Origin of the sequence: uncultured Polaribacter sp., assembly GCF_947500975.1 — a bacterium.
Lineage (GTDB): Bacteria > Bacteroidota > Bacteroidia > Flavobacteriales > Flavobacteriaceae > Polaribacter.
On sequence record NZ_CANMUE010000001.1, the window covers coordinates 165,151 to 182,596 of the forward strand.

Annotated in this window: 15 protein-coding genes; 8 read left to right on the forward strand and 7 right to left on the reverse strand. The window is 27.4% G+C overall.

Features of this window, described 5'->3' with window-relative positions; all coding sequences use genetic code 11:
• Positions 1 to 9: 9 nt before the first annotated feature.
• The 3 genes from rny to Q0733_RS00755 form a co-directional block, all read right to left on the reverse strand.
• Positions 10 to 1,578, reverse strand: coding sequence for a ribonuclease Y (gene rny / locus Q0733_RS00745; RefSeq protein WP_298777736.1), 1,569 nt, complete (start codon positions 1,576 to 1,578; stop codon positions 10 to 12).
• A gap of 230 nt (positions 1,579 to 1,808) precedes the next feature.
• Positions 1,809 to 2,099 (reverse strand): cell division protein ZapA, encoded by a 291-nt coding sequence (locus Q0733_RS00750; RefSeq protein WP_298777739.1) that lies wholly within the window; start codon positions 2,097 to 2,099, stop codon positions 1,809 to 1,811.
• 13 nt (positions 2,100 to 2,112) lie between these two features.
• Entirely contained in the window at positions 2,113 to 2,403 is a 291-nt protein-coding gene (locus Q0733_RS00755; protein WP_298777740.1) for a hypothetical protein, read from the reverse strand.
• 144 nt (positions 2,404 to 2,547) lie between these two features.
• On the opposite strand from Q0733_RS00755, the gene Q0733_RS00760 reads away from it, so the two are divergent.
• Entirely contained in the window at positions 2,548 to 4,257 is a 1,710-nt protein-coding gene (locus tag Q0733_RS00760; protein ID WP_298777742.1) for a M23 family metallopeptidase, read from the forward strand.
• Positions 4,258 to 4,261: 4 nt separating this feature from the next.
• Positions 4,262 to 6,709, forward strand: coding sequence for a carboxypeptidase-like regulatory domain-containing protein (locus Q0733_RS00765; protein WP_298777745.1), 2,448 nt, complete (start codon positions 4,262 to 4,264; stop codon positions 6,707 to 6,709).
• 32 nt (positions 6,710 to 6,741) lie between these two features.
• Here the strand turns inward: Q0733_RS00765 and bcp are convergent, their stop codons facing one another.
• Complete coding sequence (gene bcp / locus Q0733_RS00770) at positions 6,742 to 7,194, reverse strand: thioredoxin-dependent thiol peroxidase (RefSeq protein ID WP_298777747.1); 453 nt, start codon at positions 7,192 to 7,194, stop codon at positions 6,742 to 6,744.
• 218 nt (positions 7,195 to 7,412) lie between these two features.
• Between bcp and Q0733_RS00775 the strand changes: the two genes are divergently transcribed.
• Positions 7,413 to 8,309 carry a M57 family metalloprotease gene (locus Q0733_RS00775; protein ID WP_298777749.1) on the forward strand — a complete coding sequence of 299 codons (897 nt, stop codon included), beginning with the start codon at positions 7,413 to 7,415 and terminating at the stop codon, positions 8,307 to 8,309.
• Between the two features lie 323 nt (positions 8,310 to 8,632).
• Positions 8,633 to 9,286, forward strand: coding sequence for an endonuclease III (gene nth / locus Q0733_RS00780; protein ID WP_298777752.1), 654 nt, complete (start codon positions 8,633 to 8,635; stop codon positions 9,284 to 9,286).
• Positions 9,287 to 9,391: 105 nt separating this feature from the next.
• On the opposite strand, the gene Q0733_RS00785 is transcribed toward nth, so the two are convergent.
• The gene (locus Q0733_RS00785; RefSeq protein ID WP_298778346.1) at positions 9,392 to 11,491 is read right to left on the reverse strand and encodes a S9 family peptidase; all 2,100 of its coding nucleotides are present in this window, start codon (positions 11,489 to 11,491) and stop codon (positions 9,392 to 9,394) included.
• A gap of 137 nt (positions 11,492 to 11,628) precedes the next feature.
• Between Q0733_RS00785 and Q0733_RS00790 the strand changes: the two genes are divergently transcribed.
• The 4 genes from Q0733_RS00790 (at position 11,629) to Q0733_RS00805 (ending at position 15,356) form a co-directional block, all read left to right on the forward strand.
• On the forward strand, positions 11,629 to 11,952 hold the full coding sequence (locus Q0733_RS00790; RefSeq protein WP_298777753.1) for a YbaB/EbfC family nucleoid-associated protein: 324 nt from the start codon (positions 11,629 to 11,631) through the stop codon (positions 11,950 to 11,952).
• A gap of 28 nt (positions 11,953 to 11,980) precedes the next feature.
• Positions 11,981 to 12,256, forward strand: a complete 276-nt coding sequence (locus Q0733_RS00795; protein ID WP_298778349.1) for a DUF2752 domain-containing protein — start codon at positions 11,981 to 11,983, stop codon at positions 12,254 to 12,256.
• Between the two features lie 13 nt (positions 12,257 to 12,269).
• Positions 12,270 to 12,602, forward strand: coding sequence for a CCC motif membrane protein (locus Q0733_RS00800; RefSeq protein WP_298777756.1), 333 nt, complete (start codon positions 12,270 to 12,272; stop codon positions 12,600 to 12,602).
• Positions 12,603 to 12,752: 150 nt separating this feature from the next.
• Complete coding sequence (locus tag Q0733_RS00805) at positions 12,753 to 15,356, forward strand: AsmA family protein (RefSeq protein ID WP_298777758.1); 2,604 nt, start codon at positions 12,753 to 12,755, stop codon at positions 15,354 to 15,356.
• A gap of 66 nt (positions 15,357 to 15,422) precedes the next feature.
• Here the strand turns inward: Q0733_RS00805 and Q0733_RS00810 are convergent, their stop codons facing one another.
• A complete protein-coding gene (locus Q0733_RS00810; protein WP_298777761.1) occupies positions 15,423 to 15,875 on the reverse strand; it encodes a DUF5362 family protein in 453 nt (150 codons plus the stop codon).
• A gap of 95 nt (positions 15,876 to 15,970) precedes the next feature.
• Complete coding sequence (rocD, locus tag Q0733_RS00815) at positions 15,971 to 17,215, reverse strand: ornithine--oxo-acid transaminase (protein ID WP_298777763.1); 1,245 nt, start codon at positions 17,213 to 17,215, stop codon at positions 15,971 to 15,973.
• Positions 17,216 to 17,446 lie beyond the last annotated feature (231 nt).

Here is a 17,446-nt window from a genome sequence, read left to right on the forward strand (position 1 = left end):
TGTAAAAGATTACTTAGCTACATTTACAGCTCTAGTTTCTCTAATTACAGTTACTTTTACCTGACCTGGATAAGTCATATCATTTTGTATCTTTTGAGAAATACTAAAAGATAACTCAGCAGCTTTAACATCATTTACTTTTGTACTTTCTACCATTACACGTAATTCACGCCCTGCTTGAATAGCATAAGCCTTTTGTACACCAGCAAAACCAAAAGCAATTGCTTCTAAATCTTTTAAACGTTGTATATAAGAATCTAAAACCTGCCTTCTTGCACCTGGTCTTGCACCTGAAATAGCATCACAAACTTGAACAATTGGAGATATTAAACTCTTCATTTCAATTTCATCATGGTGAGCCCCAATTGCGTTACAAACATCTGGTTTTTCTCCATATTTTTCAGCCCATTCCATTCCTAAAAGTGCATGAGGAAGTTCACTTTCAGCATCAGGTACTTTACCAATGTCATGTAATAAACCTGCACGTTTGGCAACCTTAGAATTTAACCCCATTTCTGCTGCCATAATTCCACAAAGGTTAGAAACTTCACGTGAATGTTGAAGAAGATTTTGTCCATAAGAAGAACGGTATTTCATTCGTCCAACAGCTTTAATTAATTCAGGATGTAACCCATGAATTCCTAAATCGATAACAGTTCTTTTACCTACTTCAATAATTTCTTGAGAAATTTGTTTTTCAGTTTTCTTTACAATTTCTTCAATTCTTGCAGGATGAATTCTACCATCGGTAACCAATTTATGCATTGATAATCGTGCAATTTCTCTACGAACAGGATCAAAACAAGAAAGGATAATTGCCTCTGGAGTATCATCAACTATAATTTCTACGCCTGTAGCTGCTTCTAAAGCTCTAATATTACGCCCTTCTCTACCAATAATTCTACCTTTTACATCATCAGATTCTAAGTTAAAAACAGATACACAATTTTCTACTGCTTGTTCTACTCCAACTCTTTGTATAGTACCTAAAACCACTTTTCTAGCTTCTTGTTCAGCTGTTAATTTTGCCTCTTCTATAGCAGTTTGTACAAAAGCCATTGCTTCAGTCTTAGCTTCGTCTTTTAAAGAAGTAATCAATTCTTTTTTAGCTTCATCTGCAGATAAGCCAGAAATTTGCTCAAGCATATCTACATGACGCTTATGCATTTTATCAAGCTCACTTTCTCTTTTATCTAAGAAATCTAATTTAAAGTCGTAATCTTTAACTTTTAATTCAATAGCTTTGTTCAGTTTTTTATTTTTATCTACTTCAGAAGCTACTTTAGACTCTCTATCTCTTATTCTTTTTTCAACATCTGATATTTTTTTCTCTCTGGATAAAATTACTTTCTCGTGTTCAGATTTAAGCTCAATAAATTTTTCTTTTGCTTGTAATATTTTTTCTTTCTTAATAGATTCAGCGTCTATTTTAGCCTCCTTTAAAATTGTAGCAGCTTCTTTCTTGGTACCGTCTATAACTTTCTTTCCTTTAGATTTTTCTAATGCTTTTGCAATTATAAAACCTACTACTACCCCTACTAAAACTCCTACAATAGCAGGAAGTATCATTTCATTCATAATTTAAATTTAATATATAAAAAAAGCCTACATTAGTGTGGTTTTTATAAACTCCATTATGGTATTTATAGGACTAACTAATTGATCAAGGATCCACCTGATTCTGAAACAAGTTCAGCATCTATGGCTTGCTTTTACAATTGAGACTCATCCTTCATAATAGATTAGTGTTGAGTTTATCAAACAAATTACTAACGTAGGCAGTGTGTTGTTAATGTATTTTAATGAACTTATTTTAAATGAGTATCTACTAAAGTAGTTAACTCATTTATTTTCTTTATTGCTTCTTTACTTGAGGAATCTTTTTCTAATGAATTAATTTCTAATTTTGATGCAAATTGCAACGCACACATAGATAAAACATCTTGTTTATCACTTACTGCATAATTTTGTTCATATCTAGAAATTAAATTATTTATTGCATTTGCCGCTTTACGCATACCTTCTTCTTCTTTTTCGTTATTAACGCTTAAAGGGTAAGTTCTACCAGCAATTACAATATTAATTTTTAGTTTTTCCACAATTTAAAGAACTTTATTCTTGTAACTGAATAATACACTTGTCAATTTCTCTAATAAGTGAATTAATTTTCAGTTTTGTATCTTTTGTATCTATATTACTGCCTTCAATAGTTTTTGCAATTTTTAATAAATCATATTCTTTTTTTTGATTTACTAATTGTTGCTCTTTTTCTAAAAGTTTATGCTGTAAATTAGTTGCATTTTGAAGTAAAATTTCATTTTCATTTTTCAAAAATTCATAATTAGAAAGAAGATTGTTTAATTTTTTCTCTAATATTTGAACCGCTTCTAATGTATTACTCATATTTTTTAGAACAAACTATCTCAACAAAGTTAACATTCTGTTTTAAATTTTACAACATTTTATTACTTTATTAATAATTTACTGATAATTAAGAGGTTATAAAAAGGATGATTTTTATTATTTTTACCAAAAATTACTTGCCTTTTGAAACAATTTACAATTACATTTATTTTAATTACTTCTTTATTTTGCAATGCTCAGAAAAAATATCCACAAAATTATTTTAGAAAACCTTTAAATATACCAATAATTTTATCTGGTTCTTTTGGTGAGTTAAGAAGCAATCATTTTCACTCTGGATTAGATATTAAAACTCAAGGAAAAGAAGGCTTAAGCATCTACTCTTCTGCCGATGGTTATGTTTCTAGAATTGTTGTTAAACAGTATGGTTTTGGTAAAGCAATATATATTACCCATCCAAATGGTTATACAACCGTGTATGGGCATTTAAGTAAATTTAATAAAGAGATTGAAGCGTATGTAAAATCTATTCAATATAAAAAAGAAAATTATACAACAGGTAATCTTTATTTTAAAGAGGATAAATTTCCTGTAAATAAAGGAGATGTCATTGCTTTTTCAGGAGATACTGGCGGTTCTGGAGGACCACATTTACATTATGAAATTAGAAGTACAAAAAATGAGACTAATAGAATTTTTAATCCTTTATTATTTGGATTAAAAGTAGAAGATACCACACAACCTGCAATTCAATCATTAAAAGTATATGCTTTAGATCATAATTCGAGAATTAATAAACAAAAAAAGAGTTTTATAATTCCTCTTAAAAAAAATAAAGAAGGAACTTTTCTAGCAGAAAGAATAACTGCAAATGGCAATATTGGTTTTGCTGTAAATGTTTTTGATCGATTTAACAAAGCTCCAAACAAAAATGGAATTTATAGTTTAGAAATGTTAGTAAATGGTAAAAGAACTTATTATCATGATGTAGAAACTTTTACATTTTCTGAAAGCAAATTCATCAACTTACATATTGATTATGAACACTATAAAACTTATAGAAAAAAATATCAGAAAACACATAAAGTTGCTGCAAACAAACTTTCTACATATAATGATTTGGTAAATGATGGAAGAATAAATGTAAAAAAAGGATTGAATTATTATGTAGAAATTATTGCAAGAGATTTTGCTGGAAATGCAAGTAGAATTAAAATTTCTGTTTCTGGAAAAGAAAACAATTCGATTTTTGATGCTCAAAAAGATACTACTGCATATAAAATTTTAGCTAATAAGTTTAATAAGTTTACACAAAATGATGTTACAATTGCTTTTCCAAAAAACACGTTTTATAAAGACGTTTATTTAGACTTTAAAGTTAAAAACGGAATTGCAAAAATTCATAAACCTATAATTCCTTTAGATAAAAAATTTACACTAACGTTTAACGTTTCTAAATATACCGAAAAAGAAAAAAAACAGCTCTATATTGCCAATGTTGAAAATAAAAAATATCCAAGATATCAACTAACAACAAAAAAAGATAGTACATTTTATACCACAACAAAAACCTTAGGTAAATATAGTTTATTGTCTGATAATAAAAAACCTACAATAAAAATATTATATTTTAAAGACAAACAAGACATATCTAAGTTAAAAACCTTAAAAGTTAAAATTGATGATATAGGTTCTGGTATTAAAAACTTCAGAGCAACTATAGATGGCGAATGGATTTTAATGGAATATAATCATAAAAAAAAGATACTTACTTATAATTTTAGTGATAAAAAATTGGTTGGTAACAAACATATCTTTAATCTTGTAGTATCTGATAATGTTGGAAATACCAAAGAGGTTACTACAACGTTCTTTAAGAAAGAAATAAACTAATTTTGTGAAAAAAATACTCTTCTATTTACTTCTAATCCCTAGCTTTATAGTTGCTCAAAAAACAACTATAATTAAAGGGACCATAAAAAACAACAAACAATTACCTGTAGAGAAAGTTTCTATAAAGTTTGGCAAAACTGGAACTATTAGCGATAAAAAAGGTAATTATCAGTTAAGAATTCCTGTTGATAAAGAAATTACTTTAATTTATAGTCATGTATCCTACAAAACAGTAACTAAAAAATTAACTGCAAAAAACAGAAATGGATTACGCTACTCTCCTATTCTATCACTAGAAACTGAAAAAATAGAAGAAGTTATTATAAAAAACAATAAAAAAAATGCACAAGGAATAAAGTCTATTGATGTAAAATTAGCTAAAAATATTATTGGCCCAAATGCAGGTGTTGAAAACGTTTTAATGACTTTACCAGGCGTTAGTAATAATAATGAATTAAGTACTCAGTATAACGTTAGAGGTGGTAATTTTGATGAAAACTTAGTGTATGTAAATGGAATTGAAGTATATAGACCTTTTTTAATTAGATCTGGTCAGCAAGAAGGATTGAGTTTTATCAACTCTAATATGGTACAAAACATTAATTTTTCTGCAGGAGGTTTTCAGGCTAAATACGGAGATAAACTATCATCTGTTTTAGACATTACTTACAAAAAACCAAAAGAAACTGCTGCTAGTGTTGATTTTAGCTTATTAGGTGCAAGTGCAACTCTTGAAAAACAATTTTTAAACAAAAAATTAAGCACAATTACTGGTATTAGATACAGAGACAATAGCTTATTTGTGAATAGCAAACAAATTGAAACTAATTTTAAACCAAAATTTACAGATTTTCAAACCTATTTATCTTATAATTTTTCTAAAAAATTTACATTAAACTTTTTAGGTAATTTTTCTTTAAACAACTACAATTATCAACCAGTTTCTAGAACAACACGTTTTGGAACTGTTACTGAACCTTTAGAATTAACTGTTTTTTATACTGGTGAAGAACAAGATAGTTATTTAACAATGTTTGGAGCCTTATCTGCAGATTTTAAAGTGAATGAAAATTTTACTCTAACAACAACTGCATCAAGATACAATACTCAAGAAGAAGAACATTTTGATATTTCTGCACAATACAGTTTAGGAGAAGTTGATGCCAATATTGGTTCAGAAAATTTTGGAGAAGTTCAATTTTCGCAAGGAATTGGATCACAATTAAACCATGCTCGTAACGATTTAGATGCTTTAATTACTAATTTACAAGTTAGAGGAAGTATAAAAAAAGACAACAAACAATTAGATTTTGGTGTTAAATATCAGAAAGAAAATATTAAAGACAGAATTAGAGAATGGGAAGTTATAGACTCTTTAGGTTTTTCAATTAGACCTCCAAATAGCGAAACTAATAATCAACCTTATGAGCCTTTTACTGCCGAAATAACACCGTATCAAAATATTAGAAAAGATAATACTGTTGATATCAATAAAATATCGGGATTTATACAGTTTAACCAACGTTCTTTTTGGAACGATCATGAAGTTTGGTACAACATAGGTGTTAGAGCTCATAATTGGTCTGTTACTGGAAACGGAATTTCATCAAAAAATCAATTTATATTTAGTCCTAGAGCGCAATTTGCAATCAAACCCGATTGGGAAAAAGACATGTTGTTTAGAATTTCTGGTGGTTGGTACTCTCAACCTCCATCATATAGAGAATTAAGAGATTTTAATGGTGATTTAAACGTAGATCTTAAGGCTCAAAAATCAATTCATATAGTTTCAGGTATGGATTATAGTTTTAATATGTGGAACAGACCTTTTAAATTAACTACAGAACTTTATTACAAAGATTTAACTGATGTAAATTCTTATTCAATAGATAATGTTAGAATACGTTACAGAGCAGATAACCTAACTGTAGCTTATGCTTATGGATTAGATATTAGATTAAACGGTGAGTTTGTTCCCGGAAGTGAAAGTTGGGTAAGTTTAGGATATTTAAAAACCGAAGAAAACATTGACAACAGAGGATATATTGCAAGACCATCTGACCAAAGAATTAAATTTGGAATTTTATTTCAGGATTATGTTCCAGATTTGCCAAACTTAAAAGCATATTTAAATTTAGTTTATAATACTGGGGTTCCTGGTGGTTCTCCTTCTTATTCTGATGTGTATAATTTTCAAAATCGATTACGAGATTATAAACGTGCAGATTTAGGTCTTTCTTATGTTTTTACAGATGCAAACAAACAATATAGTTCTGGTTGGTTATCAAAATTTAAAGAATTAACTGCAGGTTTAGAGCTTTTTAATATGTTTGATATTCAGAACTCTATTACAAATACTTGGGTTAGAGACGCCTATTCTAAAACTCAATATGGAATTCCTAATTACATGACAGGTAGAGTTTTAAACTTTAAAGTTGGAATGAAATTTTAATAAAAAAGAGATGTAAATTTTACATTTTTTTTCTATTTTAATATTTGAGCAGTATGTGCTTTTGTTTTTACTTTTAAAATAATATCCTCTATGATTCCGTTTTCATCAATTACAAAAGTAGTTCTGTGAATTCCGTCATACTCACGCCCCATAAACTTCTTTGGCCCCCAAACATTAAAAGCCTCAATAACTACTTTATCTTCATCTGCCAAAAGAGAAAAAGGTAACTGATGTTTATCAATCCAATTTTGTTGCCTCTTTGCAGAATCTGCACTAACACCTATAATATCATAACCTTTAGCTAAAAATGTTTGATAATTATCTCTTAAATCACATGCTTCAGCTGTGCAACCAGGCGTACTTGCTTTAGGGTAAAAGAAAACAACTAACTTTTTTCCTGCATAATCTGCTAATTTAATAGTATTTCCTTTTTCGTCTTTAGCTTCAAATTTTGGAGCCTTATCTCCTATTTTTAATGATGTCATTTTTTTATAATTTTAGAACTTAAAAATACAAAGTTAATATAGTCTATTTAAAGTTAATCATAAAAACGTTTATGTTGCAAACATAATTCATATAATAATAAAGTATTAAAAGATTAACAGAATAAAAATGTCTTTGAAATAAAATTATTGAATTCTTTTGTTTTTAACATTATTACTATATATTTGTCAAATACTTAACAATTAATCCCAATAAAAAAATGAAAAAATTCAAATTATTAACATTAGTAATGACAATTATACTAATGCAATCTTGTGAAAACAATGATGATCTAACTCTTAATGAAGAGAACTCTATTATTCCTAAAGAGATAGTAAATAAACTAATAGATTCAAATTTAATAATCTCTGATGATGATATTAGTTTAAATAACTTTACCACTCCTACAGGAGAAATCGTTAATGAATATTTAATTAACGGAGACATTGGTATATCTATTAACCAGGTAATGGATTTAAATGACTCCAATAATTTAAGCGCAAAGCATAGTAGTTCTAAGTATTTAGTGTCCACAAATAAACAAACTATTTATATAACAGCTTTAATTAATAGTTCTAATTATGGTTTAAGCTCTACAGCTAGAACAGCAACAAAATATACTGTAACTAATTTTAACAGGCTTGATTTAGAATTTAACTTTGTGTATAATGAGAGAGAATTAGGCGATCTTGCCAATAGTGATATTGTTGTTTACCAAGACAGATCTCTTACTCAAGATTCATCTGTTAGAGGATTGGCAGGTTTCCCTTATAGTAATGGGAATCCTTATAAATGGGCACGAATAAATACAACCGCAAATAATAAATCTAATACAACTTATAATCGAAATTTATTAGAAGGTTTAATCACACATGAAATAGGTCACTGTATGGGCTTAAGACATACTGATTGGGAAAATAAAGGTTCTTGTCGTTTAAATATAAAAGAAACTGGAACAGCAAATCATATTTCTGGAACACCAAGTGCAGTATATGGTAGCCGAAATTTTGATTATGAATCAATAATGCAAGCTTGCTTCCCTGTAAAATCAGGTACCAAAGCAGGAGAATTTAGTGCTTATGACAAAGTAGCCCTAAGAAGTTTATATCAAGAATAATGTTTTAATACATATAAATATAGATAAAAATAAAGGTAGTAATTTAAAGTTACTACCTTTATTTTTTTGGTAAATTAGCAAAGTAAAAATCATTTTCCAAAGAAATAATAAGCCCCTCTAAAAATATTTATTTCAATTACACATTTTACATATAAATTGGATAAACAAAGTTAAATTACATTATAAAGTTGTTTTTGAATAAATTTAGCACTTAAAAACACAATTTCACATATTATCTCATCAAAATTAATCATAAGAATAAACTTAAAATTAAGTGATTATACTTTCTGCTTTTTAACTTTGCAATTTTTAGAAAATATTTTATGACCAAACAAGAAAAAGTACAATTTGTAATAGATACACTTCAAGAATTCTATCCAGAAATTCCAATTCCGTTAGATCATAAAGATCCTTATACGCTATTAATTGCTGTATTATTATCTGCACAATGTACAGATGTTAGGGTAAATAAAATTACACCTTTGTTGTTTTCTAAAGCGGATAATCCTTTTGATATGGTTAAAATGACTGTAGAAGAAATTAAAGAAATTATTAGACCATGTGGATTATCTCCAATGAAAAGCAAAGGAATTTATGGTTTGTCTAAAATTTTAATTGAAAAATACAATGGAGAAGTTCCTGAATCTTTTGAAGGCTTAGAAGAATTACCTGCAGTAGGTCATAAAACTGCAAGTGTAGTTATGAGCCAGGCTTTTGGAGTACCTGCTTTTCCTGTTGACACACATATTCATAGATTAATGTGGCGTTGGAATTTAACCAATGGTAAAAATGTAGCTCAAACTGAAAAAGACGCAAAACGATTGTTTCCAAGAGAATTATGGAATGATTTACATTTACAAATTATTTGGTATGGAAGAGAATATTCGCCAGCACGTGGTTGGGATTTAGATAAAGACATCATTACAAAAACAATTGGCAGAAAAACTGTTTTAGATGAATATTATAAATCTAAATAAAACATAATTTTATTTTTCCTTTCATAAATAATAAAACCAAGTCCTTTTTAGAATTTGGTTTTATTATATCACTTATAAATATTTTTTTACCCTAAATTGATTTTACTATTTGTCTAATCTATTTTCTAAAGCTAATAAAAAAGTATATTCTTTTGCAGTTTCTTTTAAGGCATTAAAACGTCCAGAAGCTCCACCATGACCAGCTTCCATATTAGTATTTAACAATAATAAATTATTATCTGTTTTTAATTCTCTAAGTTTTGCAACCCATTTTGCTGGTTCCCAATATTGTACTTGAGAATCATGATAACCAGTTGTAACTAACATGTTTGGATATTCTTTTTCAGTTACTTGATCATAAGGTGAATAAGATTTTATGTAATCATAATATTCTTTTTCATTCGGATTACCCCATTCATCATATTCTCCAGTAGTTAAAGGAATACTATCATCTAACATTGTAGAAATTACATCAACAAAAGGAACTGCAGAAATAATACCATTGTACAATTCTGAGTTCATATTAATAATTGCTCCCATTAATAATCCTCCAGCAGAACCTCCCATTGCATATAAATGCTTGGCAGATGTATAATTATTATCTATTAAATATTTTGAGCAATCTATAAAATCTGTAAATGTATTTTTCTTATTCAACATTTTTCCGTCTTCATACCAATCACGCCCTAAATACTCACTACCTCTAACATGTGCAATTGCATAAACAAACCCCCTATCTAATAAACTTAAACGAGTTGTAGAAAATCCATCAGAAATTGTAGATCCATAGGATCCATAAGCATATTGTAACAATGGTGTGTTTTCATTTAAACTTGTATTTTTATGATACACCAAAGAAATGGCTACTTTTTTCCCATCTCTAGCGGTTGCCCAAACACGTTTACTGCTATAGTTTTCTTTGTTAAACGTACCTCCTAAAACTACTTGTTCTTTTTTAACATCTTTAGTTTTATCTTTCATATTAAAATCGATGACAGAACTTGGTGTGGTAAAAGAGTTATACCCATATCTAATAATATCTGTATCAAACTCTGGATTTCCATAAACCCCAGCAGAGTATGTTTCTTCATTAAAAGGTAAGTAGTAATCTTCTTTTTTATCCCAACGTTTTATACGAATTTTGTTCAATCCATCATTTCTTTCTTCTAAAACTAAATAGTCTTTAAAAATTGAAAAATCTTCTAATAAAGTGTCATCTCTATGAGGTATAACATCTGTCCAGTTTTCTTTAAAAGTTTTAGAAACTGGTGTTTTCATTAATTTAAAATTTGTTGCTTTATCTTTATTTGTTAGTAAATAAAAATGATCTTTATAATGTGCAACATTATATTCTAAACCTTTTTCTCTTGGCTGAATTATAGTAAACTCCCCAGTTGGATTATCTGCACTTAAAAATTGAGATTCTGTAGAAAGAGTGCTATAAGAACCAATAATAATATATTCTTTAGATTTTGATTTTGTTACATAGCAACCAAAAGTGTCATCTTTTTCATGATAAACTTCTACATCTTCAGAACTATGTGTTCCAAGAATGTGTCTAAAAATTTTTTCACTTCTTAAAGTCTCTGGATTTTTTTTGGTATAAAAAATAGTTTTATTATCATTTGCCCAAACTGATCCACCTGTTGTATTTTCTATTTTATCATTATAAATTTCACCCGTTTCAAGATTTTTAATTCTTAAAAAATATTGTCTTCTACTTACAGTGTCAGTTGCAAAAATGGCTAATTTATTATCAGGTGAAATACTTAAACCGCCTAATTGAAAATAATCATAACCTTTGGCCATTTCATTAACATTCACTATTATTTCTTCATCAGCATCTAAACTTCCTTTTTTACGACTATAGATAGGATATTGCATACCAATTTCATAACGTGTTATATAAAAATAACCATTACTTTTATAAGGTACAGAAGCATCATCTTCTTTTATTCTACCTTTCATTTCCTGAAAAAGATCTTCTTGAAAGCTTTTTGTATATGCTGTAACTCTATCATAATAAGTATTTTCAGCCTCTAAATAATCAACAACCTTTTGGGTTTGTTCATCTTTAATTTCAGCATTTTTTTGCTCATCTGAAAGACGCATCCAAAAATAATTATCAATTCTAACATCACCATGTTTTTCTAATTTTGTAGGTTGCTTCTCGGCTATTGGAAACTTTGCATCAATACTCTTCATTTCTTTTGAATTATTTTTACAAGAGACTGTAAAAATAAGACTTAATATTAACGAAACTCTAATTAATTTCTCCATTTTTAGTTTGTTTTAAATACATTGTTAATTTACTAAATTTGCTGATAATAAAAAATAAAATTATGTTTGGAGATATATCTGGAATGATGAGTAAAATAAAAGAAGCTCAGAAAAAAGTTGAAGAAACAAAAACAAGATTAAACTCTGTTTTAGTTGATGAAGCCTCTAATGACAATAAATTAAAAATTACTTTAACAGCAAATAGAACCATAAAAGCAATTTCTATTGATGAGTCTTTACTTTCTGATGCAGAAGAATTAGAAGATTATTTAATTATCACCTTAAATAAAGCGATAGAAAAAGCAAGTAAAATTAATGAATATGAAATGGCTATTGCTGCAAAAAGTGGTATGCCAAATATTCCTGGAATGGATTTGTTTAAATAAATTGTTTTTTTTGAAATTAGAAGATTACATGTTACCCTGCTTAAACAAAAAACTATTTGGTATAGATTGTTTAGGCTGTGGCTTTCAAAGAGCCGTAGTACATTTAATAAAAGGTAATTTTTCTGAAGCTTTTAACACTTACCCTGCAATTTATACATTGGTTTTACTGTTACTTTTTTTTCTAATAAATATAAAAATGAAATTTAAAAATGGAAAAAAAATAATTATTACTTTAGCCTTTATAAACCTTTTGATAATAATGATCAGTTATTTTATTAAAATGAAACCATTATTTATCAACTAATAAAAAAATTAAAATGGAAAGACAAAAATTACCAAATGCAACAACATCATTAGTTTTAGGAATTTTATCATTAGTAACCTGCATCTGTTATGGTGTTTTTGGTTTACCCTTAGGTATCATTGCATTTGTTTTAGGTAATAATGCTATGAAAGTGTACAACGAAAATCCTGATAATTATATTAGTTCTGGAAATGCTTCTGCTGGAAGAATAATTGGAATTATTGGCACGGTTATTAACTTAATCTTTATTCTAACTATTGTTTATGTTTTATATAAAATTGGGTTTGACGCTTTAAAAGATCCAGAATTAATGCAACAAAGAGTCAACGAGATTTTTGGGGCTTAATTAATTTATCAACTTTATAATTAAATGCAATTCAATATTTTGAGTTGCATTTTTTTGTGCTAAATATTAGATATTTAACGTTATATAAACATAAAAATCAATAAGGGTTATTGTATTTTTGCAACAACAAAAAATTGAAAATATTTCATCATGAATAAGAAAAAATCACCTTTAAAAAAAATATTAAAATGGCTATCTATTATAGTTTTAGTTTTAATTATCATATTAGTTTCAATACCTTATTTATTCAAAGATAAAATTGTAGAAATGGTGTCTAAGACCATTAATAACAATATAAATGCAACTGTTACTTTTAAAGATACAGATTTAAGTTTACTTAAAAACTTTCCATCTGCAAGTTTAACTATAAAAGATTTATCTGTAGCTAATAAAGCTCCATTTTTAGGTGATACTTTATTAGTAGCAAAAGAGTTAAGCTTAAGTATGAAAATTACTGAACTCTTTAAAAAAGCAGATGAAGTTTTAGAATTAAAAAGTATTTCTACCAAAGACGCACAAGTAAATATTATTTTAAATAAAGATAATATTGGAAATTATGATATTGCTATAGAACAAGATAATACAATTGAAAATCAAGAAACTAATAGTTCTTTTTCTTTTAACATTAATGAATATGAAGTAGAAAACATGAATTTTATGTATTTGGATAAAAGTTCAAATATGAAATTCGAATTAAAAGACATTCAACATTCAGGAAAAGGAAATTTTGCAAAAGAAGTTTTAGATTTAGATACAAAAACAACAGCAAACATATCATTAGATTTAGAAAATGTAAATTACATAAATAATGTTGCAATTACCTTAAATGCACTTATTGGCCTTGATTTAAAAAACTCAAAATATACTTTTAAACAAAATACTGCTTATATAAATCAATTACCCTTAGAATTTGATGGTTTTCTTCAATTAATTAAAGAAACTCAAGTTTATGACATAAGTTTTAAAACACCAACTTCAAGTTTTAAAAACCTTTTAGCTTTGTTACCAAAACAATATTCGGGTAATTTATCAAGCATAAAAACCGAAGGTAATTTTGATTTAAATGGTGTTATAAAAGGTACCTTATCAGAAAAAACAATACCTGCTTTTAACATTTCAATCGGGTCAAAAAATGCTATGTTTAAATATGATGATTTACCAAAAGCTGTACAAAATATAAACATTAATACTAAAGTAATTAATAAAACAGGTAACTTAAAAGATACTTATATTAACTTAAATCATTTAACTTTTAAAATAGATGATGATGTATTTGCTGCCAATGGAAACATTGCTAATATTACTACAAATCCTAAAATAAATATAGCTGCTAAAGGAACTATAAATTTAGCTAATATTGGTAAAGTTTACCCAGCCCCTATTGAAAAAGAATTAGCTGGAATTTTAAATGCAGATATCACAACAAGTTTTGATATGAATGCTATAGAAAAGGGCAATTATCAATATATAAAAAATGCAGGAGAAATATCTGTAAGTGATTTTAAATATGAGAGAAAAGATGTTGCAAATCCATTTTTAATTGATAAAACATCAATCACGTTTAATTCTAATTCGATAAAACTAAATGAGTTTAATGCCAAAACTGGTGATTCTGATATTGCAATTAATGGAAACTTAGATAATTTCTATGGTTTTCTTTTTAAAAATCAAGAATTAAAAGGGAATTTTAATTTAAGTTCTAATAATTTTAAAGTAGCTGATTTTTTATCTAAAGACGACGTTGAAACAGATTCTAAAACAGAAAATACTACTTTGAAAATTCCAGCTTTTTTAGATTGTAAATTTATTGCCAATGCAAAAAATGTAACTTATGATAATCTAATTTTAACTAATGTTTCTGGAGTCTTAATTGTTAAAGATGAAACAGTAAATCTACAAAATGTAAAGTCAAATATTTTTGGCGGAAATATTGGTTTTAACGGTAATGTTTCTACAAAAGAAACTACTTCTAAATTTGCCATGAATTTAAACTTAAAAGAACTAAAAATAGCAGATTCTTTTAGCACCTTAGACATGTTAAAATCAATTGCGCCAATAGCAGAAACAATTGAAGGTAAAATAAATTCTACAATAAACATTTCTGGAAATTTAAATGATGATATGACTCCTAATTTAAATACGATTACTGGTGATTTATTTGGAAAGTTATTAAACCCAAACCTTAATGGAAGTAACTCTAAAGTTTTAAGTTTATTAGGAGACAAAGTTTCTTTTTTAGACGCTAGTAAGTTAAATTTAGATGGAATTAACGCATATATGTCTTTTGAAAACGGTGAGGTAACCGTAAAACCAATTCCATTAAAATATAATGATATTGCTATAGAAATTGGTGGCAAACATAATTTTGACACTACAATGAGTTACGATATTGTATTTGATGTGCCTGTTAAGTATTTAGGAACTGAAGTTACAAGTATATTGTCTAAGTTATCACCAAAGGAAGCAGCAGAAATAAAAAGTATTCCTGTAAAAACAAATTTGTCTGGTAGTTTTACAAGTCCAAAGTTTACTTCAAACATGAAAGAAGCAACCAATAAACTAGTTACCGATTTAATTGAAAAACAAAAACAAAGTTTAATTAATAAAGGAAAAGACAAATTAACAGATATTGTTACTGGAGGAAAAAAAGATTCAACAAATGTTATCAATAAAATTATATCTACTGATAAAGTAAAAAATGTTTTAGGAAGCCTTTTTGGAAAAAAGAAAAAAGATACAGTTAAAAAAAATTAATAAATGATTTATCAATAAAAAAAGGAAATTAAAATTAGCTTCCTTTTTTATGAATAATATCTAATATTAAATTAATGAACCAGCAAATAAAGACGTTACAAATAAAAGCGTATATAATGAAAGGATAATAATTGTAAAAACACCTATAAATTTATAGTGCGATTTTAACATCTCAAAAGCATCTGCTAAACCGTCATCACTTTTTGATGCTAAAGCAACTTTCATTTTTCTAGAAAATTTAAATAAATATAAAACTGGAAAAATGTAAATAATTGCCATTACAATATAAAAAATACTCATAAACATTCCAATATTAAAGGGTAATGCTTGTTGCTTACCCACCATATCTAAAATTGGAGCATAAATTGTACCCATTAAAATACCTATTAATACCATAAGTGCAATTCCAACAAACCCAATAATAGAAAAAAAGAAAGTCCATTTAGAAATTTCTTTTAAAAAAGTTTTCGATCTAGAATTTAACGTTAATTGTTCTAATTGTGTAATAGGATTTACCATTTGTGTTTAATATTAAAATTCGTTATTAAAAAAAGAAGCCACTAATTTACAAATTTTAATTTGTGAATTAATGGCTAAATATAATGTGATAAAATTTATTTTTTAAACTCAGAAATTATTTTCTTAATAATAAAAATACAGTCTCTTAATTCTGCTTCTGTCATTACTAATGGTGGTGCAAAACGTATAATGTTACCATGAGTGGGTTTTGCTAACAAACCATTATCTCTTAATTTTATACAAATATCCCAAGCTGTAGAACTATCTTCTGTATCATTTATCAAAATTGCATTTAATAAACCTTTTCCTCTAACAGATTTTACTAATTCATTTTCTTTAACAAAATCACTTAATTCATTTCTAAAAATTTGTCCTAAAGCTTCAGCATTTTCAGCTAAATTTTCTTCTGCAACAACCTCTAAAGCTGCTATTGCAACAGCTGCTGCAATTGGGTTTCCACCAAAAGTAGAACCATGATTACCCGGTTTTATAACATTCATAATACTATCATTTGCCAAAACTGCAGAAACAGGATATGCTCCTCCACTTAAAGCTTTACCCAAAATTAAAATATCAGGTTTTACATTATCATGATCAACTGCTAACATTTTTCCGGTTCTAGCAATTCCGGTTTGTACTTCATCAGCAATAAATAAAACATTATGCTTTTCACATAAAGCTTTTGCTGCTGATAAATATCCTTCAGATGGTACATACACTCCTGCTTCACCTTGAATAGGTTCAACTAAAAATGCTGCAATATTTTTATTATCATCTAAAACTTTTTCTAAAGCTTTTAAGTTATTGTATTCAATTTTAATAAATCCATTTGTATAAGGTCCAAAATTTTTACGAGCCACAGGGTCATTAGAAAAAGAAATAATAGTAGTTGTTCTACCATGAAAATTATTTTCACAAACAACAATTTCAGCTTTATTTTCATCAATTCCTTTTACTTCATATGCCCATTTTCTTGCTAATTTTAAAGCAGTTTCAACAGCTTCAGCACCAGTATTCATTGGTAATAATTTGTCAAAACCAAAAAGTTCTGTAGCAAATTTTTCATATTTTCCAAGCATATCATTATAAAAAGCTCTTGAAGTTAAGCTTAATGTTTTTGCTTGATTTGTCATTGCATCTACAATTTTAGGATGACAATGCCCTTGATTTACAGCAGAATATGCTGATAAAAAATCATAATACTTTTTACCTTCTACATCCCAAACATACACCCCTTCTCCTCTACTCAAAACCACTGGAAGCGGATGATAATTGTGAGCACCATGTTTGTTTTCTAATTCGATTACTTCTTGCGAAGTCATTTTGTTTAAAACAGTCATTTTTTAACCTTTTAAATGTTTATAATAAATAACCATTCCTGTTCTACCTTTATCCTTTCAGCGAGAGCCGAAAATTCAGCGTGGGAAAGAAATCATCCCCGAAGTTTTACAAAAGTAATAAATATATTCATCAATTAAAATATATTTGGAGTTCTCAATAAGAACTCATTTTAATAATTTCTCATTTAAATGAAATGTTATTATTTTGAAAATCGAAGACACAAAATAAAT

Bases quoted from the DNA above. Each gene is read 5' to 3' on its own strand.
- bcp (WP_298777747.1), bottom strand. From the start codon at position 7,194: ATGACATCATTAAAAATAGGAGATAAGGCTCCAAAATTTGAAGCTAAA.
- Q0733_RS00800 (WP_298777756.1), top strand. From the start codon at position 12,270: ATGGAAAGACAAAAATTACCAAATGCAACAACATCATTAGTTTTAGGA.
- Q0733_RS00795 (WP_298778349.1), top strand. From the start codon at position 11,981: ATGTTACCCTGCTTAAACAAAAAACTATTTGGTATAGATTGTTTAGGC.
- rny (WP_298777736.1), bottom strand. From the start codon at position 1,578: ATGAATGAAATGATACTTCCTGCTATTGTAGGAGTTTTAGTAGGGGTA.
- rocD (WP_298777763.1), bottom strand. From the start codon at position 17,215: ATGACTGTTTTAAACAAAATGACTTCGCAAGAAGTAATCGAATTAGAA.
- Q0733_RS00755 (WP_298777740.1), bottom strand. From the start codon at position 2,403: ATGAGTAATACATTAGAAGCGGTTCAAATATTAGAGAAAAAATTAAAC.
- Q0733_RS00790 (WP_298777753.1), top strand. From the start codon at position 11,629: ATGTTTGGAGATATATCTGGAATGATGAGTAAAATAAAAGAAGCTCAG.
- Q0733_RS00785 (WP_298778346.1), bottom strand. From the start codon at position 11,491: ATGAAGAGTATTGATGCAAAGTTTCCAATAGCCGAGAAGCAACCTACA.
- Q0733_RS00775 (WP_298777749.1), top strand. From the start codon at position 7,413: ATGAAAAAATTCAAATTATTAACATTAGTAATGACAATTATACTAATG.
- Q0733_RS00810 (WP_298777761.1), bottom strand. From the start codon at position 15,875: ATGGTAAATCCTATTACACAATTAGAACAATTAACGTTAAATTCTAGA.
- Q0733_RS00805 (WP_298777758.1), top strand. From the start codon at position 12,753: ATGAATAAGAAAAAATCACCTTTAAAAAAAATATTAAAATGGCTATCT.
- nth (WP_298777752.1), top strand. From the start codon at position 8,633: ATGACCAAACAAGAAAAAGTACAATTTGTAATAGATACACTTCAAGAA.